We start from the raw sequence: 26,227 nt of genomic DNA on the forward strand, positions 1-26,227 counted from the left end.
CACGGACGGGACCGTACTGTGCAGACGTTGGTACATCCACCCGAAAACCACGAGCGTGCCGGCCGACGACAACCGTAGGTCACCCCGGCTCGTCAACCTCCTTGTTGTCGCCGCCTGGATTGCGGCGGCGATAATTGCGAATTTAGTTCTCACGCTGACACCGGCGAAACCCAGCGGCACTAGCTCGGCGCTCCTGCCACAAGATGCCACGACAGTTGCCGCAACCAGCCGGATCGCGAAGGCTTTCCCCGGCACCGGCACCAACGCCATCGCCTACCTGGTGGTAGATGGCAGCAGCGCACTTGAGCCGGAAGAACAGCCGTTCTACGACGACGCCGTCAGCGCCCTGCGCGCCGACACCCGCCATGTGGGATCCGTCCTGGATTGGTGGTCAGACCCCCTCACCGCCCCGCTGGGAACCAGCCCCGACGGCCGCTCCGCTATCGCCATGATGTGGTTACGGGGCGAAGCGGGGACCGCCCAAGCTCGAGAATCCCTCGACGCTGTCCGATCGGTGGTGCGCCAGTTACCGCCGACGGAGGGGCTACGCGCCCGCCTTGTGGTCCCGGCGACCACCACCGACATGCCGATGGAGATGGCGGCCTGGCAGGCCGCGGTCACCGTGACGGCCGCGGCGGTGATCGCAGTCTTTCTGCTGCAGCGCGCGCGGCAGTCGGTACGGGCCGCGGGGATCGTGCTGCTGACCGCCGACTTGTCGCTCGCGGTAGCCTGGCCGCTCGCTGCGGTGGTGCGGGGACAAGCTGGGGGAACCGTTTCAGGATTTTCTTGGGCCCTGGCCGCAGTCCTGACGATCGGGACCATCACCGCTTCCACCATGCTGGTGCTCAAGTCCAACGCAGCTGATTCGGCCGCGCCGACCTACCGCGACCACCTGCCCGCGTTGGCCCTGCCCGGGGCGTGCGTCGCATCACTGACCGGGCCGCTGCTGCTTGCCCGAACACCAGCGCTGCACAGCGTCGGCATCGCCGCACTGGGTGTCGTTGTGGCACTGGCGGCTTCGTTGACACTGCTGCCTACGCTGATCAAGCTCGCGGGGGCAAGCGGGCAGGTATCGCTGCTGGCCTGCGGCGATACCCGGACACGCCGGATGTCGGGACCCAACTTTTCTCGTCCGGCCCGCATCACCGCTGTGGTGCTGGCGATCTGCGCGCTACCCGTCATCGGGATGCGGTTAGGTCTGGCCGAGAGTCAGGCAGGACAACGCGGCGCACAGGTTCTCCCGGGGAACCCGCTGCCCGATGTGCTGGTGATCAAGTCCGCCCGGGACCTCAGGGACCCCGCTGCGCTCATCGCCATCGACCAGGTCAGCCACCGGCTGATGGAGATTCCCGGCGTGCGCAAGGTGGAGTCGGCGGCCTGGCCGGCCGGCGTGCCGTGGACCGACGCCTCGCTCAGCTCCGCCGCGGGCAGGCTCGCTGATCAGCTGGGGCAGCAGGCCGGGTCGTTCGTGCCGGCGGTGACCGCGATCAAACAAATGAAGGCCATGATCGATCAGATGAGCACCGCGGTCGACCAGCTGGAAACCACCGTGAACGTAGCGGTCACCGGGGCACAGCAAGCACAGCAGTACCTCAACCCGATCCTCTCGGCCACGCGGAACCTCAAGAGCAAAGCGACTGAGTTTTCGGGATACCTGGGCACGATCCGCAGCTGGATGGTCAGCGTCACAAACTGTCCCGGCGACGTGCTGTGCGCGGCCCTGCGCAACGTCATCGAACCCTACGACCAGGTGGTCGCCGGCATGGACCAGCTGTCCAATGGCGTAGACCGCATCTCTGCGATATCGACCCAAACCATGAGCACCTTGTCCGCGGCACCGCGGATGGTGGCGCAAATGCGGTCAGCGCTGGGGCAGGTGCGCTCCTTCGTACCCAGGCTGGAAACGACCATCCAGGACCTCATGCCGCAAATAGCGCAAGCCTCGGCGATGCTGAAGAATCTCAGCGCCGATTTCGCCGATACCGGTGAGGGCGGCTTCCACCTATCCATGAAGGAGCTGGCGAGTCCGTCGTACCAGCACGTACGGGAATCTATGTTCTCATCAGACGGAACAGCGACCCGCCTGTTCGTCTATTCCGACGGGGACGAACTGGACCTTGGCGCGGCGGCACGCGCGCAGCAGCTCGAAATCGCCGCCGGCAAGGCGATGAAATACGGAAGCCTTGTCGACAGCCAGATCACTCTGGGCGGAGCGGTGCTAGTCGCCGTGGCTACCCGTGCTGCCCTCACCCACGATGCCGTGCTGCTGGCCGTCACGCTCGTCGCAGTAGCCGGCCTGATCAGCATCTGGGGCGGTGCCGCCGGCGGGCTTGCGGTTGGCCTAGGCGTACTGGCCGCCTACCTCGCCGGGTTGGGGATCTCGGTTGCGCTGTGGCAACACGTCCTCGGTCGCGAGCTGCAGGCTTCGGTCCCGGTGGTGTCGTTCGCCATCCTCGCTTCGTGCGGGGTCCCGTATCTGGTTGCCAGCCTCAAGGCCGCTCGCGTCGCCGCCGAGGCGAAGACCGCGGCGACCGTGTCCGTGCGGCGCGCGATTGCGCCGCTGACCGCGCTCGGCGCCATATTCGGCGCCGGACTGGTGCTGGTGTCGGGAGTTTCCTTCAGCGTGCTCAGTCAGCTCGGTACGGTTCTGGTGATCGGGCTGGGCGCGCTGACTGCGGTGGAGCGAACGTGGCTTCCGGCCACGCCAACGCGGCGTTAGCACCCGCTGCCACGCCGCCTACCGCGTTGGGGAGTCGACCGAACTAGTCAACGGCCACCGGTTGGTTCCATTTGGACTGGGTAAGCTGAATAGACCCGGACCCGAGGTCGATGCTTGCCCGGACCAGGTGATGCGAACCGTCCTGAGCAATCCACACCGTCGCCGGCTTGGAACCCTTGGCCTTGGGATCCAGCATCTTGACCGAGCTGGCGGGGATGGTTCCAGTGATTTTAGTGGTCGAGATTCCGTCAATCACCTCGGTGCCTTGCGCTTGTAGGTTGGTGACACCCGACAGCAACTGCGTCATACCGGTGGTGGGGTCGAGCACGTGTGAAGTTGACAGCTCGGAGACGGAGCCAAGATTGCTCCAGTCGTCGAACAGTTTCACCGAGATACTGTCGCCCTGTACCCGGAACGGGACGCCCGCCTGGTCGTTATAAGTACATACGCCCTTTACCGCGAGCGGATTGGCCCGGACGTCGACGTCGGCATTGCTGATACCGAGCAAAGCGTCGACTTTCCCGGTCGTTTGGACCGCTACGTGCACGCTGGTCAAAGCCTTTGTCGTCTCCAGCGACTGCTTAATCTCAGCGACGAGCGCAGGGTCAGAGGGCGCCGAGCTGGTCGAACTAGTCTGTTCCTGGGCATCAGGTTTTGCTGAAGAGCATCCGGATAGCCCCAGCGCCAGACAAGCACTCAACGCCACCAGAACGACGGACGTCGCTGCCTGCTTCCGATCATTCATTTGCAAACTACCTCGATCTGTCTAGTGGGCTCGCAACCCGGATAGTACTGACTGATACTGATACGGAATGTGTTAGGCGTGGACAGACACTTCCTCGGCCCTCGGTTCGGCAGCCTGTGCGGTTCCCTCACCGGATTCCGCAGGGCGGCTTTCCGGCATTTGCTGGGCGACGTACTCGGCGACCGCGGTGGGAGTGGGGTGATCGAAGATCACGGTCGGCGGCAGCGTCAACCCGGTCGCCGACTTTAGCCGGTTGCGCAATTCGACGGCCGTCAGCGAGTCGAAACCGAGGTCCTGGAACTCGGTGTTGGGGTCGATGTCCTCGGGTGAGGGCCGGCCCAGCACCGCCGCTGCCTGCATGCAGACGATCCCTACCAGCAGCTCAAGTTGCTCGTTCGCGGCCAGCCCCTGTAGGCGCTGGGCCAGCGCCGACTTCGACTGGGTGGCGTCCCCGGCGTCCTCGATTTGGCGTCGCCGTGGACGGCGCACCAGCCCGCTGAATAGTGGCGGCAACGCGCCGGCCTGGGCCCGGGCATCGAGTGCGGCCCGGTCCAAAAGGGTGGCCACCATGAGGGGGTGATCGATCACCAGCGCAGCGTCAAACAATTCCAGCGCCTGGGCAGGGCTCATCGGAGCCAGCCCGCTGCGACTCATCCGGGCCAGGTCGCGGCTGCTCAAATGAGCGTTCATACCGCCGGGCTGCTCCCACAACCCCCACGCCAGCGATACCCCGGCCAACCCTGCGGCCTGCCGGTGAGCGGCCAGCCCGTCGAGGAACGCGTTTGCCGCGGAGTAGTTGCCCTGTCCCGGTGAGCCCACCGTGGCCGCGATCGAGGAACACAGCGCAAACATCGACACGTCCAGATCGCGAGTGGCCTCGTGCAGGTTCCACGCCGCGTCCACCTTGGCCCGCAACACCGTATCGACGCGATCCGGTGTCAATGACGTGATTGTCCCGTCATCGAGCACCCCGGCGGCATGAATCACGCCGCGCACCGGCGGAAACTCCCGCGACAGCTGGGCAAACAACGCCCGCACGGCATCGCGATCGGCCACGTCGCAGGCCACCACCTGTACCTTGGCGCCGGCCTCGACCAATTCGGCAGCCAACTCAGCCGCTCCCTCGGCGCGATCGCCCCGCCGACTGGCCAACACCAGATGGCGCACGCGAAAGGCGCTGACCATGTGGCGGGCCAGTACCCCACCGACCGCCCCAGTCGCGCCGGTGATCAGGACCGTGCCGTCGGCTAGCCCATCAGCCAGCGCTGAGGGCATGGTCAAGACAACCTTGCCGATGTGGCGAGCCTGGCTCATGAACCGGAAGGCCTCCGGCGCGCAGCGCACATCCCAGGTAGTGACCGGCAGCCGATGCAGCACCTGAGTGTCGAAGAGCTCGCGCACCTCGCACAGCATCTCCTGCATGCGCACCGGGCCGGCCTCCGACAGGTCGAACGCCCGATAGGTCACACCGGGATAGTTGGCGGCGATCTCCTGGGCATCGCGGATGTCGGTCTTACCCATCTCGAGGAAACGCCCGCCGCGGACGAGTAAGCGCAGCGAAGCGTCCACGAAATCACCGGCCAGCGAGTCGAGCACCACATCAACCCCGCGGCCCTCGGTGACTGCCAGGAACTTCTCCTCGAACTCCAACGTCCGGGAATCACCGATGTGGTCGTCGTCAAACCCCATGGCGCGCAGCGTGTCCCACTTGCCGCGGCTGGCGGTGACGAAAACTTCCACACCCCAGTGGCGAGCCAGCTGCACCGCCGCCATGCCCACACCACCGGTTCCGGCATGGATGAGCACCGATTCCCCGGCCCGGATCCCGGCCAAATCCGCCAACCCGAACAAGGCCGTCAAGAACACCACCGGCACGGCGGCGGCCTCAGCCAACGACCAACCCTGCGGCATCCGGGTAATCAGTTCCTGGTGCACCACGGCCAGCGGACCCGCCCCGCCCAGGAATCCCATCACCGCGTCACCGACGGCCACACCGGTCACCTCGGGACCGATCTCGATCACCACCCCGGCGCCTTCTGCACCCAGCGGTGGGGCTTGGCCGGGATACATTCCCAGGGCGGCCACCACGTCGCGGAAGTTGACCCCGACCGCAGCCACCGCCACCCGCACTTGCCCCGCCTGCAGCGGTGCTTGCACTTCTGGACAGGGCTGGATCACCAGATCCTCCAACGTCCCGCCGCCGCCGGCGGCCAACCGCCATGCCGAGCCCTCCGCGGAGGGCTCGGAGGGCAAGGTCAGCAGCGGCGGAGCCGGGGACAGCCGAGCGGCATACACAGTGCTGCCGCGCACCAACAGTTGGGATTCCCCGAGGTCAGCCAGCACCGCCGCGTCCACCACCGTGTCGGTGTCGATCAACACGATCCGGCCGTCACTTTCGCCCTGCGCCGACCGCACCATGCCCCACACCGCAGCGGCGGCCAAGTCACTGACATCCTCACCGACCAACCCCACGGCACCATGGGTCAACACCACCAGCGTGCCCGCTCGATCCTGGCCGAACCAGGACTGCAGCACCTCGAGGGCGGCGTGGGTGGCGTCATAGACCGCGGATACCGAGTCCACGGGCGCTTGGGCACCGGCCGACCCGAATTCCCACACCACGACGCCCGCGTCATTGCCGCTGCCGGCGCAATAGTCCGCCCACGACACCACGGAAGGCTGGCCAGCGCCGTTAGCGTCGCTGCTGGGCACCGATATTGGCGACCACACGACGTCCAGCGGTCCCTGTTCGGGTGCACCGCCAGCCGCGGTCACGGCGGCGCGCAACTGTTCGGCGGTCATCGCACGAGTGACCAGCGAGCGCACCGTCAACACCGGCAACCCCGCAGAGTCTGCGACATCCACTGCAATCGCGTCCGCCCCCGCCGAGGTGAAGCGGGCCCGCACCCGCCCCGCACCACCGGCATGCAGCGACACCCCGCGCCAGCAAAATGGCAGTCTCGTCTCGGTGGTCTCAATCGCCAACCCCAAAGCATGCAGGACCGCGTCCAGCACCGCCGGGTGCATCCCCATCCCGTCGACAGCCACACCGGTGGGAGCGACCACCTCGGCGAACAGCTCCGACTCGCGCCGCCAGATCGCCACCAAGCCCTGAAACGCTGGGCCGTATGCGTAACCGCGCTCGGCTAACTGCGGATAGGCGTCCGAGATATCCACACTCTCGGCACCTTCCGGCGGCCACACCGACAAATCCGCCGGGGCCGCTTGGTCCGCTGGGGCATCCACCCCCAGCATGCCCTCGGCATTCAGCAACCAACCCCCGTCGGATTGATCACCCCGGGAATACACCGACACTGCCCGGTGTCCCGACTCATCAGCGTCCGCCACGACCACCTGCACCTGCGCCCCCGCACCCGGGTGCAGCACCAGCGGTGCCGCCAGCACCAACTCCTCGACAACCGCGCAACCGACCTCATCACCCGCGCGGATCACCAACTCCACAAAACCCGCCCCGGGGAACAGTACGACCCCGCCAATCACGTGATCGGCCAACCACGGCTGATCCGCCAGCGACAACCTGCCGGTCAACACCACCCCGCCAGAGTCGGGTCGTTCAACCACCGCACCCAACAGCGCATGTTCGGTCGCGCCCAGGCCCAAACCGGCCGCATCGGCGGGCCCATCCGCGCCCGGGGTTTCCCAAAACCGCCGTCGCTGGAACGCATAGGTGGGCAACGTCACCCGCCGGCTACGTGAGCCGGCAAACACCGCAGTCCAATCCACCGGCACACCAGTGGTGAATAACTGACCGGCGGCACCGAGTACCGACGCCAGCTCTGGCCGGTCTTTACCCAGCATCGACACCACCACCGCCTCGGCCGGAGCCAAGGACTGCTCGATGGAGCCCGTCAAACCACTGCCGGGACCGGCCTCAATGAAGTGGGTCGCCCCCAGAGTCTGCAAATGACGCGCGCTGTCGGCAAAACGCACCGCCCGGCTAACGTGCTGCACCCAGTACTGGGGCGAACCGAAATCAGGGCCGGCCAACTCGCCCGTCACGTTTGACACCAGCCCAATCTGGGGCTCGCGTACCTCAACCTGGGCCGCGACGCGCGCGAACTCCTCGAGCATCGGCTCCATCAACGGCGAATGAAACGCGTGTGAGACGGCCAGCTGATGCACCCGCCGGCCCTGCGTGGCGAACTGATCGGCAATGGCGCTCACCGCGGCCTGCGCACCGGAGATCACCACTGATTCGGGCGCGTTGATCGCAGCGATCCCGACACCCTCGCCGAGCAGCGGCACCACTTCGTCTTCCGAGGCGGCCACCGCCCACATCGCGCCGCCTGCCGGCAACGCCTGCATCATCCGGCCTCGCGCCACCACCAGCATTGCCGCGTCCGCCAACGTCAATACGCCGGCCGCGTAAGCCGCCGACAACTCCCCAACGGAGTGCCCCATCACAAAATCCGGATGCACGCCCCAGTGCTGCAACACCGCGAACGACGCCACCTCCACCGCAAACAACGCCGGCTGAGCAAACTCGGTGCTGTCAAGCAAACCCGCGTCGGCACCCCAGACAACGTCGCGCAACGGTAATCGCAGATGCCGATCCAACTCATCGGCCACCGCATCGAACGCCTCAGCAAACACTGGCAACTTGCTGTGCAGCTCGCGGCCCATCCCGATGCGCTGCGCGCCCTGTCCGGGAAACACGACCACCGTCTTGCCGACCGACGCGGTTTGACCGATTGCCACACCAGCGCCCGGCTCGCCCGCTGCGAGCCCAGTTAGCCCCGCTATTAGCTGCTCACGGGTTTCACCGACGACCACCGCTCGATGCTCAAACACCGAACGACCCGCCAACGCGCATCCCACATCGACCGGATCCAATTCCGGGTCAGCCTGCGCATAAGACGCCAATCGACTCGCTTGCGCCATCAACGCCTCAGCCGATCTACCCGAAACCACCCAGGGCACCACCGACAACCGCGGCTGGTCCGCGGTGCTGTCGCTCACGTCAGCTGGGGCCGGGGCTTCTTCCAAGATCACATGCGCGTTGGTGCCGCTGATCCCAAACGAAGACACCCCCGCCCGGCGCGGGCGCCCTTCAACCGACCAATCCCGGGCCTCGGTCAACACCGACACCGCGCCGGTGGTCCAATCCACCCGTGGGGAAGGCTCATCCACATGCAGCGTCGCCGGCATCACGTGATGACGCATCGCTTGCACCATCTTGATCACCCCGGCCACTCCCGCGGCGGCCTGAGTGTGGCCCATATTCGACTTGATCGAGCCCACCCACAACGGCTGGTCTGCCGGACGTCCCTGCCCATAAGTGGCCAGCAACGCCTGCGCTTCGATGGGGTCGCCCAACGTGGTGGCGGTCCCGTGTGCCTCAACCACATCCACGTCGGCCGAGGACAGCCCTGCGCTGGCCAACGCCGCCTGGATCACCCGCTGCTGGGCAAGCCCGTTGGGTGCGGTCAACCCATTGGACGCGCCATCTTGGTTGACCGCGCTACCACGCACCACCGCCAACACCGTATGACCCAGTCGTTGTGCGTCCGAAAGCCGCTCAAGCACGACCACCCCGGCACCCTCGCCCCAGCCGGTCCCGTCCGCCGCTCCCGCAAACGCTTTACAACGCCCATCAGCGGCCAACCCTCGCTGCCGACTGAAGCCCACAAAAATCGACGGCAACCCCATCACCGTCACCCCACCGGCCAACGCCAAATCGCACTCGCCTGAGCGCAACGACGACATCGCCCAATGGATCGCTACCAACGACGACGAACACGCCGTATCTACCGAGACTGCCGGGCCCTCCAGGCCCAACACATAAGACACCCGCCCCGAGGCCACGCTGATTGACGTGCCGGTCAAGCCATACCCTTGCAACCCCCCGGTGTCCCTGTTGCCATAACTCGCCGCGAAGATCCCGGTAAACACCCCGGTCGCCGACCCCCGCAACGACAGCGGGTCAATCCCGGCGTGTTCCAACGCCTCCCAGGAAACCTCCAAGATCAACCGCTGCTGAGGGTCCATCGCCAACACTTCGCTCGGGGCGATCCCAAAAAACCCGGCGTCAAAGCCGGCCGCATCGTCTAGAAACGCACCCGACCGCGTGTAGGTCTTGCCCTCCGCATCGGGATCTGGATCATATAAACCCTCCACATCCCAACCGCGATCCGTGGGAAACTCCGACACGACATCGCGAGCCTCCGAAACGACATCCCACAGCCTGTCTGGACCATCCACGCCACCTGGGAACCGGCACCCAATCCCGACCACGGCCACCGGCTCAGTTGCGCGGTGTTCGTATTCCCGCAACCGGGCGCGTGTCTCATCAAGTTCGACAGCAACCTTTTTGAGGTAGCGGACCAGCTTTTCGCTCTGCTGGTCGGCGCCTTCAACGCTCGCAGTCATGGTCAGTTACCGCTCCTCATCATTACTCGCAAAACTCAGAATCGATTAGCTGGAAAATTTCGTCGGGAGTCGAGGCAGCCTGGATCCGTTGGCTCAAGCCAGCTTCGCTGTCGGCGATAGTCCCCAGCAAGGCACGCAAACGATCGGCCACGCGCGGCTTCTCGCTGTCCGCGATCGCCGCCACCATCTCTTCGACCTTCTTCAGCTCTTCGTCGATCGGCGAGAGGCCCTTCGCACCGGCATTCGCTGCAGCGGGCATCCCCGCCCGACTGTGCCCACCGGAGAGCTCAGCCTCCAAATACCGGGATAATCCCGATATCGAGCCGTAATCCCACCCGACCGTTTCAGGCAGCCGCAGGCCGGTAACTGCCGCCAATCGGTTGCACAGAGTGACTGTCATTTGCGAGTCGAAACCCAGCTCCGAGAAGGCGAGATCCCGATTTATCACTCCGGGATCCGGTTCGCCCAACATCTTAGCGGCCTCCGCGCAGACAGCCTCGACTACCAGCCGCTCACGTTCTTGCTGCAAAGCGGACAGCCGCTGCTTGAGCGTCGCTCCGCCGGCGCTTCCCACAGCAACCTGCGTGCTCGACACCGGCCGACCATCAAGCTGCGCGTTCGCGTCGGATTGAGGCTCGGTCAACGAGAGTTCCCAAATCGGTTTCGTTGGGCTCTCCGTGCGAAGCGCGTTACGTAACAATTTCCCGTTCGCAGTTCTCGGAAGCCGCTCAACAATAGCGAATCTATGTGGCACCTTGAATGCAGACAGTTGGGAAAGCAATCGCCGGTGGACGTCTCGCATAGCTGATTCATCAATGAATGCGCCGCTCGCCGGAACCAGAAATGCCTGCAGCGTGGACGCACCGGTGGACTCTCTTACTCCGACAACCGCGGCCTCCGCCACGGCGTCGGCTTCAATAATGAGCCGCTCAACCTCCCGCGGATTAACGTTGACGCCTCCGACGATCTCCGTGTCATCCGCACGGCAACCGTACGTAACCCATCCGTCACCGTCGACACATACCCTATCCCGCGTATTGAACCAATCCTCATTCTCCAGGGGCGAATCGGGACTATTCCAGTAGGCCGGTGCAATCGATGGTCCGCGGACCCATAGGTCCCCCTCAACCCCAGGTCCAGCGGTTGCTCCATCCGGCGCCACAACGCGAATCTCGTAGGGCGGAAGAACCTTTCCTAGAGTCCCCACCCGCCATTCGTCAACGCTATTCGATACGAATGTCTGGCCGACCTCCGTGGATCCAATTCCATCCAGAATAGGGATACCGCCAAAGAATTCCATGAGCCGCTCGGCGAGACCCAGCTCAAGGGCCTCTCCTGCTGATACCACACAGCGCAGCGAACGAAAGGAATCCGGAGAACATGTGTCGACAACTCTTGCAAAGAAACTCGGCACACCGTAAAGCACCGATGGCTCAAATCGCGCACTTAGCGTGGCGGCAGATTCTGCACTGACCGGCACCGAATTGATGACCGCGGACCCGCCTGTCGCGAGCGGAAACCAGACCAAATTACCTAGGCCATACGCAAAATACATGCGTGCGCTACATAGCCCGATATCTTGGGGAGTGAGTCGCAAAGCTTGACGACACATCGCGTCGACGAACACAAACGGATCGGCGTGCCGATGGATCGCCGCCTTCGGCGGACCCGTGGTGCCGGATGTGTACGTAGCGTACGCAAACGCATCACCACTCACCGGTTCGTAGTCGCTCGGCACGACTTGAGCGGCATCAGACAGCAGCTCGGCGGCGTCTACCACGGTTGACGGTTGAAACCGATCGCGGAGCGGACCAGTTGTGACAACAAGCGCCGTTTCGGTGTCGCGCTCGGCAAACGCGTGGTCGTCGCGATGCAGCTCGGGATTCACCAGGAACGCCATGATCCCGCGAGCCAGGCAGGCCAGCAACAGCTGGACTAGGTCCGGCGAATCGGGGAGACACAGCAGTACCCGATCTCCTGCCGAAAGGCCGCGGTTTCTCAGCACTTCTCCAAGACGTGCCGCACCGTCATGGATTTGGCCATGAGTCACGACGTCCGGCGCATAGTAGGCGGGCTTGTCGTACCATCCCGCTTCTGATGCCTGTTGAGCGAGTAGTGCTGCCAGGTTCTCATTCCGCATTATTGGACGACCGCCCAGGTCTGCCGCAAATTGATACTTTTCCTGGCCGGCGACACTACGCGCAAAGCGATTTCATTCCGCAGACTCGACGACTGCGACCTGACATTGTCAGCACTAGAAACTTCTGAGGACTCGACTATGAAGGACAAAGCGATCTCCACTCCTGGTGTCGATGTCGTTTGAATGCCGGCAACGATCGGGTTCTTCACGCGGAGCGTCTTGGAATACACTTCGAAGAAAATATTCGGTGGTAATAATGACCGGTTGACCTCCGGCGATGAGTCGATACCGGCGGCCGACAGCTCTCTTTGGCGAATTCTGATACCCGCCATCCGCGATCCAACACGGCAAATCCCCCATCCAGACCTTAGCGTCCTCCTTATAGGTCTCGATGCAACTCGCCGCCATCACCTCGCCGATGGGACGGTACGTCTTTGTCAAGCACGTCGTGATTGCGGGAGGCAACAAATCAATGGCAATCAATGATTCCGCAGCGACGAACGGCGTTCCCGATTTCCGGCCCTTAAGCAAGATATCACGCTGAAGGACCCGGCCAATTTCCGAATGCTCTAATTCAGGTATTTTCGGCGCAGCATCGAGAATTTGCTGGTTGATAATCTCGACGACGATCTCTTCGTTAGACACTACGTTGAGAATACGCGTGAGGGTGCCATTCGTTGCGACAAGTATCCGAAGGTCGCGATCGAGCTTTCGGATTTCTTCCTTAGACAGAGCGCGGTTGGTCATATCTCATCCCGGGGTAAAGTGGACAATCCACATACGTGTGCAGTCATGCCGTAGCGTCCAGGCGGTTGAATTCGTGGTTTCGATAACGCTCGACGCAGGCTGCACGTCGAACCTTGCCGCTGGTCGTGACGGGAATTGAACCCGGCGCCACCAGAACGACGTCCGTGACACGCACCCGGTGCGACGTGGATATCGCGGAGGTGACCGCACGTTTGACCGTGCGCAGCTTGTCCATCGCATCACCGTCCGCGTGACCCCACTTTGTGAGTTCGATGATGGTGACCAGCTGCTCGGTGCGCTCATCCGGCACAGCTATCGCCACGACCCGACCACCGGTGATTTCCTGGATCGTCGCCTCGATGTCATCCGGATAGTGATTGGACCCATCCACCACCAGGAGATCCTTAATGCGGCCGGTGATGAACAGTTCGCCTTCAAAAATGACGCCGAGGTCTCCGGTCCGCAGCCACGGGCCGTCTGGTGTGCCGGGCGCGGGATTGACAAGTTGTCCACCGAACGTCCGCTCGGTGTTTTCGGAGTTGCGCCAATAACCGCTGGCGACGTTGTCCCCCTGCACCCAGATTTCCCCGACCGTCCCCTCCGGGGTCTCAATCCTGGTCTCGGGATCGACGATCCGCAGTATTGACGCCCGCGGCGCACCGTAGCTGACCAGGTTGGCGCCATCGCCCGCGGCGCTGTCGCTGCGCTTCGCCTGACCGGCCGACAAGTGCTGGTAGTCGAAGCAGATGCTCTTAGGTGGGCGGCCTGGTCCGGCCGTGGCCACGTACACCGTCGCCTCGGCAAGCCCGTATGACGGTCGGATTGCCGTCTCGCTGAGGTTGAAGCGGGCAAACCGGTCGGTGAAGCGCTGGAGTGTCGCGGCGTTTACGCGTTCGGCACCAGTAACGATCGCCCGCACGTGCCCGAGATCAAGTCCGGCCATATCGTCATCCGATGTCCTGCGCACCGCCAATTCGAAACCGAAATTCGGTGCACTGGAAACCTGTCCGCGATATTTGCCCAGTAATTGCATCCAGCGAGCCGGCCGCTGCAAAAATGCCATCGGACTCAACAACACCGCGGTGTCCTGAACGATCATCGGCAGGATAATGCCCAGCACCAACCCCATGTCGTGATAGAACGGCAGCCACGATACAGCAATTGACGGAACCTTTTCTGAATCCCCGAAGTAACCGGTCATCAGCTGCGCGCAGTTGGTGATGACATTCTTGTGCGAGACGATAACACCAGCCGGTGTGCGGGTGGATCCCGACGTGTACTGTAAATATGCCGTGCTCTGACGCGCATACCGACTCGCATCGAGCTCTCGCGGGGAGTCCAGGTCCAGCGCGTCCACCGCCACCACGACCGGCGCAGGGCCCTGCGCAGAGCGCGCATGTGGCGCATATTTTGTGACCTCAGCGATGGCCGACGAGGTCGTAATAATGACGCTGGGCAAGGAATCCCGCAATGCTGCAGAAATTCGTTCGTCATGAATGCCGAATTGAGGCACGGGGAGAGGAACAGCAATGAGACCGGCCTGCAGCGCGCCCATAAAGGCAACGATGTATTCGAGCCCCTGCGGGGCCAATATCGCGACCCGATCGCCGTCCGACGCGTAGATCCTGAGCTCGTCCGCCACGATCATCGAGCGCCGGTAGACCTGCCACCAAGTGAGAGTTTCGGTAAATCCCGCTGGATCCACGTCATAGTCGATGAACTTGTACGCCGCGCGATTGGGGAACTGGCTGGCTGCTTTCTGCAACAGATCGGTGAGCGTCGACTCGCTCATCGCGAATCGCGTGGCAGTCCCGTTGGCCGGTTGTCTCGTTTGCTCAGCCGTGCCCTGCGCAGGTTGCGTTGCCACCTCACCCCCAGCGCGAAATGACAAGTTCGTTTTCATGATGATCCTTCGGCTCTTGACGGCAAGAGGGTACGACCGTTTTGCTGCCGTGTCCTCGAATCCGAGTCGCCGCATAGACGATTCGTACCTCGCCCGGGCCCGCGACGCGAAATCGATGAGGCCCCACGATAGCAGGTGAAGGCCGTGCTTCTTGCCGAAACAATTAAGCTGATTGCCCCGCGCAGCGTCGGCGCTGGCAGGACCCCGGGTTTGCGTGATACAGGGTAAGGGGCGGCTTCGCCCGTCCTAGCGATCTGGCCTTCGACGTCGACCTGTTGATCGCACCGAGGGCCGAGTGGCGTCTGCGTTGACACCCTTTCGATCCGGTCTGGGACTGATTCTGGCGGAACACGCGCCACGAGACAAGTCATGGCGCCAGAATCATGATTGACCGGTCCGCGCACTGCAGCGGGTCCTGCACTCGCACGAATCTCAGCAAATCCGTTGCGGCAGAGAACAATGCGCCGTTACCTGTCGTTCCCACTCGCGCAACCAAAGTGACCAAACTCATATCTCGCCGGCCGGAGCAACGCCCTACGCACGCAAATACCCGCAGGTCAGCAGCCTGCCCATGACTAAACTGTAATGCGAACGTTGAAGTCCTGTGATAACTTTGGAAAAGTATGCTTGAGCCCTAGGGCTGGCAAACCGAAATGACCTGCCGCTGGCTGCTGTTGGCGCGCCAACAGCCAGACCGGACCACCGGCCGTTTTCATCCGTAGTGGCGCAGGTCACAGTTTTTTAAGACCGCGCAGCACCTTGGCGTGCGGCAGAAGCGCCGAAACAGTCTTGCGCAGGCTCGGGTTAACCAGGCTGCCGTTGATAACGACCAGGTACTTCAGGCCGTGATCACGCCATTCCGCTACTTGATCGATGACTTCGTCGGGCGTCCCACTAAAGAGGACTTCTTTCATAAGTGCGGCCGGGACTTTGGCCGCATACGACAAGACCGTCTCCTCATCTATGGTTTGCGGAATGATGTCCTGCACGCCGGCGAAATCGGCTCCCATTGGATGCTCAACGCCGTGGCGTGCCCAGGCTTCCCCGGGTACTCCGAGCGCGGTCATTTTCACGAGGACAGAGTCCAGCATTTCATCCACGTCGTCACGAGTCCGGCCAGTGATGATGCCACGCACTGCTGCAGGGGTGATCGACATTGGGTCACGTCCGGCGTCGGACGCCGCGGTACGCACGGCTTCGAGGGCGCGGCTGTAGTCGGTGGGTCGAACCAAAACAATCGGAATCCAGGCGTCGGCGTAGCGTCCAGTGGCCCGCAGCATCCGCGGCCCGTGCGCCGCAACCCAGATCTCGGGCCATTTCCCTTTGTATGGCGGAAGGTCGAACAAGGCGTTATTTAACGGAAAGTACGGTGATTCACGCGAGACAAGCTCCCCGTTTGAATCCCACAACGCGCGAATTGTCGCCAACGCTTCTTCGAACCGGGCAACCGGTTTGGTCCACTCCACGCCGTAAGGCTCGTTGCCTTCACGCTCCCCAACACCGATACCGAGCATGGCTTTGCCTCGGGTAAGCAGATGCAGAGTCGCGGCGGCTTGGGCCGTGACCGCGGGATTGCGGCGACCAGCGTCGGTCACGCACACGCCCAGTCGCAGGCCGTTGAACCTGCTCCCATAGGCGAGGTTTCCCAGCATCGTCCACGGCTCGTAGTTGGCGTCGATCTTGGGTACCAGCTTCGCCGCATATCCGAGATATTCGGGCGTCGCGACCGAGCGCGGCGCCAGCGCGTTCAGATGATCGCCGACCCAGTAGGAGTCGGCGCCCATGACTGCGCCGCCCACGATACTTGCCCGCGCCGGCAGGCTCGGCGGAAGCAACGTGTGCACAAGCGCATCGACAAAGCCGAAACGAAATCCAGCCACGCTCATTGCCCCCATTCCGCGCCGCCGACCAACGTCATTTCGGCGACGCTACCGCAGCGGCAGCCGTTTCCTGCGCTCGGGCATCCCGACAACGCCGCGACGGCGTCGCCGAACTCACGCGGCGTGCCGTGGCAGCGGCCCAGAGTTTTTGCCATACTCCTTGCCCATGGCCTTCAGTCGCACCCATAGCTTTCTCGCCCGCGCGGGCAGTACCTCCCTATACAAGAGGGTTTGGAGGTTCTGGTACCCGCTCATGACGCGTGGGCTCGGTACCGACGAAATTGTGTTCATCAACTGGGCCTACGAAGAGGATCCGCCGATGGCCCTGCCGCTGGAGGAATCCGACGAGCCCAACCGAGCCCACATCAACCTGTACCACCGCACGGCGAGCCAGGTCGATCTGAGCGGCAAGCGAGTACTGGAGGTTAGTTGCGGCCACGGCGGCGGAGCCTCGTACCTCACCCGCACCTTGCACCCGGCCTCCTACACGGGGCTGGACTTGAACCCGGCAGGCATCAAGTTGTGCCAAAAGCGACACCAGCTGCCCGGTTTGGATTTCGTGCGAGGCGACGCCGAAAACCTGCCCTTCGACAACGAATCCTTCGACGTGGTGCTCAATGTCGAAGCCTCGCACTGCTACCCACACTTTCCACGTTTTCTCGCCGAGGTGGTTCGCGTGCTGCGCCCAGGAGGGTATTTCGCCTACGCCGACCTGCGTCCCAGCAATGAGGTCGCCGCATGGGAGGCTGACCTCGCCGATAGCCCGTTGCGGCAACTTTCACAGAGAGAAATCAATGCCGAGGTGCTGCGCGGCATTGCGAACAATTCGCAAAAGTCGCGAGACCTGGTCGATCGCCATCTGCCGGCCTTTCTGCGCTTCGCGGGCCGCGAATTCATTGGCGTGCAAGGCACGCAACTGTCCCGCTATCTGGCGGGCGGGGAACTCTCCTACCGGATGTACTGCTTCACCAAGGACTGAGGCTGCGTCGATGTCCCGCGCTCGGGTAGTGTCGCCCGGATGAGCCCAGCTGAGCGCGAGTTCGACATCGTCTTGTACGGCGCCACCGGCTTCTCCGGCAAGTTGACCGCCGAACACCTCGCACTCAGCGGGTCCACAGCACGGATCGCGCTGGCCGGCCGGTCCAGCGAACGATTGCGGACCGTGCGGGTGATGTTGGGCCCAACCGCACGGGACTGGCCGCTGATTGTCGCCGACGCGTCACAACCGTCGACGCTCGAGGCGATGGCCGCCCGAACCCAGGTGGTGCTGACGACTGTTGGCCCCTATACGCGCTACGGCCTGCCGCTGGTGGCGGCCTGCGCGAAGGCTGGAACGGACTATGCCGACTTGACCGGCGAGCTAATGTTCTGCCGAAACAGTATCGATTTACACCACAAACAGGCCGCCGACACTGGCGCCCGGATAATTCTCGCGTGCGGATTCGATTCGGTCCCTTCGGATCTGAGCGTATACCAGCTGTACCGCCGGGCGATCGAGGACGGCACCGGTGAACTCTGCGACACCGATCTTGTGCTTCGCTCGTTCTCTCAGCGTTGGGTCTCCGGTGGCTCGGTTGCAACGTATTCGGAGGCAATGCGCACTGCATCCAGCGATCCCGAGGCCCTTCGGCTCGTCACCGACCCGTATACGCTGACCACAGACCGAGACGCCGAACCCGAACTGGGTCCGCAGCCGGATTTTCCCCGGCGTCGAGGAAGCGACCTGGCCCCCGAGCTTGCCGGCTTCTGGACCGGCGGATTTGTGCAGGGCCCGTTTAACACTCGAATTGTTCGGCGTAGCAACGCATTACAGGACTGGGCCTATGGCCGGCGATTCCGCTACTCGGAGACGATGAGTCTAGGAAAGTCGTGGGCGGCGCCGCTCGCTTCCGCGGCTGTCACCGGTGCTGTGGCTGGTGCCATCGGCTTGGGGAATAGGTATTTCAACCGGTTACCCCGACGGCTAGTGGAGCGCGTCACGCCCAGACCAGGCACCGGTCCCAGCCGGAAAACTCAGGAGCGGGGCCATTACACGTTCGAGACGTACACCACGACAACGACCGGTGCGCGCTACATGGCGACTTTCGCGCACAACGTTGACGCGTACAAGTCGACAGCGGTGCTGCTCGCCGAAAGTGGTCTGGCGCTAGCGCTCGATCGCGATCGGCTCTCCGAGCTGCGGGGTGTGCTCACTCCCGCCGCGGCGATGGGCGATGCGCTGCTAACGCGTCTGCCCGACGCAGGCGTAGCCGTGGGGACAACCCGGCTGAGCTGACACCAACCCGGTCGCCGCAAAAGTGCGCCGTTGAACAGGCTCGGCGAACTTCCCCGAATTAGCCTTCCCAAAATAAGAGCGCCGTTTACACGGCGGCGGTCAAGCAAGGTCTGCGCGGGCCGCATCGTGAGAATTCGGCGGGATTCGGCGATCCGAGCCGAGAAATTCGTCTAGGTACGTGGGCGGCTTCAGGTTAAGCAAGCGCTCGCGGTCGGCGGCAAGATCCGCGTAATTAAGCGCCGCGACCTGCTCGGCCGAGTACGACAGCGGCCGTTCCGGCGATCCCTTTCGTATGATCCCGACGCCAAAGTCACAGTCCAGCACCGCGATTCGTAGGTCTGGCCGGGTGCTGCGCAGGTGCACAATCGCCTTCCAAACATCGCCGCTCCAGACGAGGTTCCACCAGTGGTTCTGCGCACGAAAGTCGGCGTAAGACGTCGCCGGGCAGCCGGCCGACGCCGACTTGGGGTTGCAGTCATGCAGCACGATGACGCCGTCGTCGCGCAGATAGCGCAGGGTGCTCTCGACGTCACGCACAACCTGTTCATAGGTATGCAGCCCGTCGATCAGGGCGACATCGATGGCGCGCCGCTCCAGCAACGTCGTCTCGTTCGCGAAAAAGGCGTCGCTAGTCATCTCGCAGTAGTGGGTAGCACGCGCCTGCGCGGCAGCCAACCTGCGGGTGCGCGCCGAAAGCTGGAAAGCCGGGTCGACGGCGACCTTCTCGTCGGCGGCAATATGCCGAAACGCAAATCCGCGCGACACACCGATCTCGACGTAGAAAGGCGCCGCCCGCCCCTCGAGCGCCCGCTGCGCAACCCTGATCCGGTTCATGCGACGATCGAGGTAGAACTGCGCGTTACTGCACCCCTCTTCGACGATGCGCCAGATGAGCGCCTTCGACGCTGCGGTTGCTCTCATGACGGGTTCCTTTCGCCGAGACGGCCAACCATAGGCCGTACTCAGTATCGAACTGTTGTTTGAATAATCGTATGCGCTAAGCGGAGCCGGTTGAACAGCTGTTGCAGTGCCGTTGAGAGGCCAGTCACCGCGTGTTCTTCGATTCTGCTAGTGCGCGAGCACGCTCCCGACGCCGATACCACCGGATCGCCGAGTCAATCGGGTAGCGCAGATCGTCAGGTAGCGCTGAATAGAAGCGGATCGCCAAGTCAATCGAATATTTCCGAATACCAACGACACGCGAAGTCAATATGCGGCTTAAAATGGGTGACCCGGACAGGAAGAAGTGGGTCACCGTAGTCACTACAAAACGGCGCCGGAACGCATTCCGATATTTTCGAGCAACATCTTTGCGGTGTCGGTAGAAACTCGCACCCGTTGTACCGACACCCTTGTGACGCAGGTGAAAATCGATCACCCAAGCGCTGCGCCCAAGAAAATCTGCGACGATGCACAGATCGGCACCGTAAAAGTGAAAACCGGAAAGATCATGCGACATCGCCAGGTTGGCTTCGCGTCGCACAACGATGAAGTTCTCGTCAAGCGCTGTGACCGCCGCCGGGAAGGAGCCGATGGACTGGTTTTTTCCAAAGCGATCGGAAATGCGGACGGCCAGGCGATTGAATGAAACTCCACCCGCATTGCCACACAGTGCCCATTTTGGATCGTGCGCTGTGAGTTCATCTAGGCGCTGCTCAAGTTCGGCTCGCCCGTCGTCGAGGAGCACAATGTCTTGGTGGCACAGGATAATGAAGTCGCCTCGCGCTTCGGAAAGAAACAGATTGTAGCCACGGAAGGCGTCGAATCGATTCGATTCACTATTGTCGAGACAGAGATATTCACAGTCGGCCGGAGTAAAGCCATGGCTGACAAATGACTCCACCATCTCGGAATATTCGGCGGGGCGGGTGACCAGTGTGCAGATCGAAAATCGCGGCCGCGCCCCGTCGGCAGGTGCGGTGAGGGGTATCACAAAATCGGGTATAGATGCCGGTTCAGCCGCCATGGTGAATACCTTAGAACGTGGTTAGGAATAGGCTAGGCCTGGTCGAGGCGCTGATCGCGTACCATAAGCCATTTCAAACATGAACGATTAGTTGCGGATCAGAAAGCCGTTGGTCGCAAATGTAAAGCCGAATTTTCTTTCCCGCGCATCGTCATGCTTATAGTCACCTGGGAATTCACGCTCGTACGCCTCAATGGCTTCATACGGGCCGGGCCCGAACAGGGGAAGGACCGGATGTCCGTTGACGTTGGAGTCTTCCACTACCACATAGTCGCCGCTGGACAGTAAAGGACGCAGCAGTTTCATCTCGTCCAGTACGTGATGCATTGAGTGGTCACTGTCCAGGATGGCAAAGATCTTGCCGGGGTATTCGTCTTTGAGGCGTTGAATCTGCTCGGCAATGGCCGGGGCGGTGGATGACGATTCAATGAACAAGACATCTGGCTCGCGCCGGGCTGCTGGATCGAGCACCTTGTGCGAGACGTCCACGGTAAGCACCTTGAATGGTTGACCGATCTGCCGCAAGACGTTGGCGAAAAACACCGCCGAGCCACCGTAGCGGGTGCCGAACTCGATCACCAGGGATGGTTTCAACTCGGCCAGGATTTCCTGGTAATTCCACATATCACTGACGGACTTCCAGCATTTGATCCCCGCCCAAGTGGTCGTAGTCCACACGGCGTTGTCGTAGTACCACTTGTGGTACTCCTCAGCGACCGAACCGGACGGTCGGTAAATTAATGTGGGCAGAAAACTCAACGCTTGCCTGACCAAGGCGATCAGTCGACTTATTGGGCTCATACCACCATCTCCTCACTGCTAATCCGTGGTCGCTCACATGTTGGTCAAGCTGGCCTCTTTAAAAGAACTAATGGCGCCAGCACGGACTCACATATGATCGCGGTAATTCGTAGGCCAACGATCCGGTTCACCTATGTTGGCTCCGTGCGCCGCCACTCTGAGGCACAGTGCCAGGCGTGACCCGGCCTCCCGGCTCAGCCATCCCCTTGATGCTGTCAGGGATGGTAGCAGCAGACGCTGGTATTCGCTCGCACAACGGCTGACCGCCAACTCGCGCGAACGGATGACGTTGACCATCCTAGAAGTCATTCGCTCACCTAATGAGTGACCACCGGCTGTGCGACGCACCACGAGGTGCGCCGCGTCCGTTAACCGGCCATGATCGAGTATTTACTCGAGCATCAACCCCGCCATCCCGACTACCCAAACGACGGCCTCTGGCCCGCGAGGTCACACCAGCAGCGAGCTCACCGAAGTGAACGGCGGCGACCGTCACATGACGATCCGTAGCGTGAGGGCCCCCACCCTGCCGTGTTGTCTGCTAGCTGGCCAACGATGACGAGGGCAGGTTCTCCGACGCGAGGCGTAACACGTGCTCCACGTGCTGCGGGAATCCGGCGCGGTCCCGTCCGAAGGCTTCGGCGAGCCGTTGGGCGGCTTGTCGGTACTCGGCCCGACTGAGCACCTGCGTTACGGCGTCAGCCACCCGCCGACTCTTAAGCCGCTCCGTGCGCAGCAGCACACCCGCACCGGCCTGCTCGACGGCCTCCATGTTCAGATGCTGATCCAGATTGCTGGCGACCCCGACCACCGGCACTCCTGCCACAAACGCCTGCTGCGTCGTCAAGCTGCCGCCGTTGCAGACCACCACAGCCGAGCGGGCTGCGGCCGCCTCACCCGGCAGGTAGTCGGCCACGAAGGCGTTGGCCGGCACGTTCTGCAGCTCGCTGCGGCCGGCGGTGGCCGCGATCACCGTCACCGGCAAGTCCGCCAGCGCGTTCAACACCAGCTGCAACAGGTTCTTCCCGCCGGAACTACCCAGGGTCGCATAGACGATCGGCCGGTCGGTCGGCAACGAATCCCACCAGTCCGGCGGCTCCCCGGCCGGCGACCACAAGACCGGGCCAAGGTATTGGTGGTTGACCGGCAGGTTGTCCGTCGGCACCAGCTCGGGCACATCGGCATACAGGGTGTAGTCACCTTCGGTGAAATGGCGGCAAGGATTTGAGCCCAGACTGGGCAATCCATACTTCCGGCGGACCCAGTTGAACGGCAGGCAATGGAAAGCAAAGACCACTGGGTGGTAGATGCGGAACAGGAGGCTGACCAACCAGACGCCGAGGAGGCGGCTCCACAGCACTTCCGGCATCGGAAACCGGCGCCGAGCGTGGGGACTCCAATAGGCGTTCGCGATGGCAATGTAGGGGATGCCGGCCAGTCGGGCGCTGACGGACAGCGTCAGGCGCAGGTCACTGACGACTAGGTCCGGGGCGACCTCGGCCAGCAGCTTTGTGTCCTCCGCAACGTACTTCCGTAACGTCTTCGGGGTGTAGCAAAGTCGGCCCTGAGCCATCTTGGCGAGATGTTGGTCGGTGGGCACGGTGTAGATCGGATGGTGAGGGAAAGGGAGCGGGCCCAACAGTTTGTTGAACCGCGGGTCGCAGGCGAAGTGGACCTCATAGCGGCTCGGGTCCAGCAACCGCGCCAGGGCGAACGGCCGCACGACGTGAGCCAGGGACACTGCCTCGGCAATAAATAGGATCCGCAGCCTGCGGGGCGCAGGCTCAGGTGCGTTCGGTGCGATGCTCATGCATGCGTCCCTTCTCACATCGCTGGCGACGTCAATCGCTACCCGCCACCCCGACGCCGTAGCGTACACGCACACTGGGAAAATGTCGGCAAAATGTGCGGCGGGCGGTATGGGGGCGCCCCGATTTGGGTTGGCGATTTGCGTGTTTCGCGCAGCGCCGTAGTCGACTTCAGTATCGACGACCGGTTTTTGCTGAGGCTGCCAAGCTAAATCACGCTCGACGAGCCGAGAAATTCGTCTAGGTACGCGGGCGGCTTCAGGTTAAGCAAGCGCTCGCGGTCGGCGGCAAGATCCGCGTAATTAAGCGCCGCGACCTGCTCGGCCGAGTACGACAGCGGCCGTTCCGGCGATCCCTTTCGTATGATCCCGACGCCAAAGTCACAGTCCAGCACCGCGATTCGTAGGTCTGGCCGGGTGCTGCGCAGGTGCACAATCGCCTTCCAAACATCGCCGCACCACAGGCCTTCCCACCAGTGGTTCTGCGCACGAAAGTCGGCGTAAGACGTCGCCGGGCAGCCGGCCGACGCCGACTTGGGGTTGCAGTCATGCAGCACGATGACGCCATCGTCGCGCAGATAGCGCAGGGTGTTCTCGACGTCACGCACGACCTGTTCATAGGTATGCAGCCCGTCGATCAGGGCGACATCGATGGCGCGCCGCTCCAGCAACGCCGTCTCGTTCGCGAAAAAAGCGTCGCTAGTCATCTCGCAGTAGTGGGTAGCACGCGCCTGCGCGGCAGCCAACCTGCGGGAGCGCGCCGAAAGCTGGAAAGCCGGGTCGACGGCGACCTTCTCGTCGGCGGCAATATGCCGAAATACAAATCCGCGCGACACACCGATCTCGAGGTAGACAGGCGCCGCGCGCCCCTCAAGCGCCTGCCGCACGGCCCTGATCCGGTGACGATCCTTCCCCAAGAAGAATTGGATGTTGTTCCAACTTTCTTCGAGGACGCGCCACATGAGCGCATTCGCAGTTTCGGTTACTCCCATGGCAGGTTCCTTTCGCCGAGACGGACAACCCTAGCCCGTATATGGCATCGAACTATTGTTTGAATAATGGTATGCGAGCCAGTCAGGAACCAGCCGCCAAATGAGATAGCCACCTTCCTAGAACTGTGGCTCGTCAAAGTAATTCAAGCTCTTGACCCGCTCGTATCCTAAGCCAGCATCTAAAGTGGTGCACGTTGGGAGCCGGAGACTACCGCGAAGCTGGGGAAAAGCCACCCCACCCGTTCAACGTTTGCACCAGAACCTCTTGCGGCAGTTGGCGTTCGCAGCCAACATCAATCGGCCGCAGCATCGTCATTGGCCGCGCTGCCCGACCTTTTGCCCCACATTCGCGCCGAATCAGCGCCGCTCACAACATCACTGGTGATCACTCGTCACCGCGCTGGATCCGCGGTGTTGTCTAACTAGCTGGCCAGCGACGTCGGGGGCAGGTTCTCCAGCGCCAGCCGCAATGCACTCTCCACGTGTTGCGGGAATCCAATGCGGTCTCGCCCGAAGGCTTCGGCGAGTCGTTGGGCACCTTGTCGGTACTCGGCCCGACTGAGCACCTGGTTTACCGCGTCGGCCACCCGGCGACTCTTGAGCCGCTCCGTGCGCAGCAGCACTCCCGCGCCGGCCTGCTCGACGGCCTCCATGTTCAGGTGTTGATCCAGGTTGCCGGCTATCCCGACCACCGGTACTCCGGCCGCCAAGGCCTGCTGGGTCGTCGGGCTGCCGCCGTTGCAGACCACCACAGCCGAGCGGGCTGCGGCCGCCTCGCCCGGCAGATAGTCGGCCACGAAGGCGTTGGCCGGCACGTTTTGCAGCGTGCTATGGCCCGCGGTGGCCGCGATCACCGTCACCGGCAAGTCCGCCAGGGCGTTCAACACGACCTGCAACAGGTTCTTCCGGCCGGAACTACCTAGGGTGGCATAGACGATCGGTCTGTCGGTGGGCAACGAGTCCCACCAGTCCGGCGGCTGCACAGCGGGCGACCACAAGACCGGGCCGAGGTATTGGTGGTTGGCCGGCAGGTTGTCGGTCGGCACCAGTTCGGGCACGTCGGCGTACAGGGTGTAGTCACCGTCGGTGAAAATGCGGCACAAATCCCAGCCCAGACTCGGCAACCTGTGCTTCCGGCGGACCCAATTGAGCGGCAGGCACTGGTAAACAAAGAACAACGGGCGTTCCAGGCGGTAGAGGAGTTTGACCAGCCTGACGCTGAACAAGTGGGTCCACAGCAAGTCCGGCAGCGGAAATCCGCGGCGGCGGGCCTGGGGACTCCAGTAGGCGTTCGCGATGGCGATGTATGGGACGCCAGCCAGTCGGGCACTGACCGAGAGTGAAATACGGAGATCACCGACGACTAGGTCCGGCGCGACCTCGGCCAGCACCTTAGTGTCCTCTTCCACGTACTTCCGCAGTGCCCGCGTGGAGTAGAAGCGGCCCTGAACCAGGTTGCCGTGAAACCGCTCGCTAGTGATGGTGTGGATCGGGTGATGGCGGAAAGGGAAGGCTCCTAGAAGCTTGTTGTACCGCGGGTCGCAGGCGAAGTGGACCTCATAGCGGCTGGGGTCCAGCGACTGCGCCAGGACGTACGGCCGAACGACGTGGGCCAGGGTCACTGCCTCGCCGAAAAATAGGATCCGCAGCCTGCGGGGCGCAGGCTCAGCTCCGGCGTCCGGTGCCGTGCTCATGCCGGCGTCCCTTCTCACGTCACTGCGACCGCTAATCGTTAGTTCCCCACCTCGACGCCGTAGCGTACACGCACTACGCGCGAACTTGGAAAATACGGCAAATTGTGGCCGCGGGGCCTGATGGACTCCCAGACTGCTTGTTCGATGAGTCGCCCTGCACCCGGCTAT

The 26,227-nt window shown here is 62.9% G+C and carries 15 protein-coding genes and 1 pseudogene; 3 read left to right on the top strand and 13 right to left on the bottom strand.

Annotated elements, in window-relative coordinates:
* The first annotated feature begins 16 nt into the window (after positions 1-16).
* Positions 17-2,719 (top strand): MMPL family transporter, encoded by a 2,703-nt coding sequence (locus B586_RS18905; RefSeq protein ID WP_054880810.1) that lies wholly within the window; start codon positions 17-19, stop codon positions 2,717-2,719.
* A 43-nt stretch (positions 2,720-2,762) separates the two neighbouring features.
* On the opposite strand, the gene B586_RS18910 is transcribed toward B586_RS18905, so the two are convergent.
* From B586_RS18910 to B586_RS21215, 7 genes are all read right to left on the bottom strand, one after another.
* Complete coding sequence (locus B586_RS18910) at positions 2,763-3,464, bottom strand: LppX_LprAFG lipoprotein (RefSeq protein WP_054879129.1); 702 nt, start codon at positions 3,462-3,464, stop codon at positions 2,763-2,765.
* A 72-nt stretch (positions 3,465-3,536) separates the two neighbouring features.
* Positions 3,537-9,854 (bottom strand): type I polyketide synthase, encoded by a 6,318-nt coding sequence (locus B586_RS18915; protein WP_054879128.1) that lies wholly within the window; start codon positions 9,852-9,854, stop codon positions 3,537-3,539.
* A 22-nt stretch (positions 9,855-9,876) separates the two neighbouring features.
* The gene (locus B586_RS18920; protein ID WP_054879127.1) at positions 9,877-11,994 is read right to left on the bottom strand and encodes a p-hydroxybenzoic acid--AMP ligase FadD22; all 2,118 of its coding nucleotides are present in this window, start codon (positions 11,992-11,994) and stop codon (positions 9,877-9,879) included.
* A gap of 114 nt (positions 11,995-12,108) precedes the next feature.
* Entirely contained in the window at positions 12,109-12,741 is a 633-nt protein-coding gene (locus B586_RS18925; RefSeq protein WP_047314832.1) for a chorismate--pyruvate lyase family protein, read from the bottom strand.
* 43 nt (positions 12,742-12,784) lie between these two features.
* Complete coding sequence (locus tag B586_RS18930; RefSeq protein WP_211141538.1) at positions 12,785-14,533, bottom strand: AMP-binding protein; 1,749 nt, start codon at positions 14,531-14,533, stop codon at positions 12,785-12,787.
* A gap of 842 nt (positions 14,534-15,375) precedes the next feature.
* Positions 15,376-16,524: an LLM class flavin-dependent oxidoreductase gene (locus B586_RS18935; RefSeq protein ID WP_047314879.1), complete on the bottom strand. Its 1,149-nt coding sequence runs from the start codon at positions 16,522-16,524 to the stop codon at positions 15,376-15,378.
* 2 nt (positions 16,525-16,526) lie between these two features.
* Entirely contained in the window at positions 16,527-16,679 is a 153-nt protein-coding gene (locus B586_RS21215) for a hypothetical protein (protein ID WP_156166450.1), read from the bottom strand.
* An 11-nt stretch (positions 16,680-16,690) separates the two neighbouring features.
* Here B586_RS21215 and B586_RS18940 point away from each other — a divergent pair, with 11 nt between their 5' ends.
* The gene (locus B586_RS18940) at positions 16,691-17,503 is read left to right on the top strand and encodes a phthiotriol/phenolphthiotriol dimycocerosates methyltransferase (protein ID WP_047314831.1); all 813 of its coding nucleotides are present in this window, start codon (positions 16,691-16,693) and stop codon (positions 17,501-17,503) included.
* 39 nt (positions 17,504-17,542) lie between these two features.
* Positions 17,543-18,799, top strand: a complete 1,257-nt coding sequence (locus B586_RS18945) for a saccharopine dehydrogenase family protein (protein WP_054879126.1) — start codon at positions 17,543-17,545, stop codon at positions 18,797-18,799.
* Between the two features lie 99 nt (positions 18,800-18,898).
* On the opposite strand, the gene B586_RS18950 is transcribed toward B586_RS18945, so the two are convergent.
* The 6 genes and pseudogenes from B586_RS18950 to B586_RS18975 form a co-directional block, all read right to left on the bottom strand.
* Positions 18,899-19,720 (bottom strand): class I SAM-dependent methyltransferase, encoded by an 822-nt coding sequence (locus B586_RS18950; protein ID WP_054879125.1) that lies wholly within the window; start codon positions 19,718-19,720, stop codon positions 18,899-18,901.
* A gap of 124 nt (positions 19,721-19,844) precedes the next feature.
* The gene (locus tag B586_RS18955; RefSeq protein WP_052915671.1) at positions 19,845-20,765 is read right to left on the bottom strand and encodes a hypothetical protein; all 921 of its coding nucleotides are present in this window, start codon (positions 20,763-20,765) and stop codon (positions 19,845-19,847) included.
* 87 nt (positions 20,766-20,852) lie between these two features.
* Positions 20,853-21,566, bottom strand: a complete 714-nt coding sequence (locus B586_RS18960; RefSeq protein ID WP_054879124.1) for a rhamnosyl O-methyltransferase — start codon at positions 21,564-21,566, stop codon at positions 20,853-20,855.
* 541 nt (positions 21,567-22,107) lie between these two features.
* A complete protein-coding gene (locus tag B586_RS18965) occupies positions 22,108-23,376 on the bottom strand; it encodes a glycosyltransferase (RefSeq protein ID WP_054879123.1) in 1,269 nt (422 codons plus the stop codon).
* A gap of 206 nt (positions 23,377-23,582) precedes the next feature.
* Positions 23,583-24,365 carry a class I SAM-dependent methyltransferase gene (locus B586_RS18970; RefSeq protein WP_047316961.1) on the bottom strand — a complete coding sequence of 261 codons (783 nt, stop codon included), beginning with the start codon at positions 24,363-24,365 and terminating at the stop codon, positions 23,583-23,585.
* 422 nt (positions 24,366-24,787) lie between these two features.
* Positions 24,788-26,129, bottom strand: a pseudogene (locus tag B586_RS18975) (glycosyltransferase).
* Positions 26,130-26,227: the final 98 nt, after the last annotated feature.

Source organism: Mycobacterium haemophilum DSM 44634 (assembly GCF_000340435.2).
Taxonomy (GTDB): domain Bacteria; phylum Actinomycetota; class Actinomycetes; order Mycobacteriales; family Mycobacteriaceae; genus Mycobacterium; species Mycobacterium haemophilum.